A 548-nucleotide genomic window follows, 5' to 3' on the forward strand; every position below is an offset into this window, starting at 1 on the left:
TTCCTGAAGATAACTTTCTCATGTTGACCTCCTCTTAGGTGTTATTGGTCAACATAAAGTCTGGTTATCGACTACAACTGTTGCAGCAGTTTCGATCTCTGTCGCTCAGGGCGTGCAAGAACGCCCATGGACAAGGAGGAGTCAGTCACTTTACTAAATTAGTGATGCAGGAATAACTAAAAGTATGGAAAATTGCCAATTAAAGCGCCTTTAGCAAGACGCTTTATCGTTACTCTAGTTACGACGCTTCTTCAGGGCTTTGAAATAAGCGTCCAAATCATTCACATCCTTCTCAAACTCACTCGCTCGAGGGCAATCGACTGCCAACCCTGTCGCGTCATCGTGACCACGCAAATAGGTGCTACACTTAGACATCGCGGCATTGATGATGTTGTTATCCTCAGAAGTTACATCGTCGACGATTTCTTTTAAACTTTGAGTCTTTACCGTGCGACCAAATCGTTCAACAACTTTTCTCAGTAGCCATTCTTCGACAAGACGCTCATAGGTTTCACGCAGCCGACCATAGCCGTCCTTAACTCTCATCT

Annotated in this window: 1 pseudogene; it reads right to left on the minus strand. The window is 44.5% G+C overall.

Annotated elements, in window-relative coordinates:
- Positions 1-234: 234 nt before the first annotated feature.
- Positions 235-548, minus strand: a pseudogene (locus AB4486_RS27855) (ATPase); the annotation flags it as partial.

It is taken from the genome of Vibrio sp. 10N.222.55.C6, assembly GCF_041473395.1.
GTDB classification, from domain to species: Bacteria; Pseudomonadota; Gammaproteobacteria; order Enterobacterales; family Vibrionaceae; genus Vibrio; species Vibrio crassostreae_C.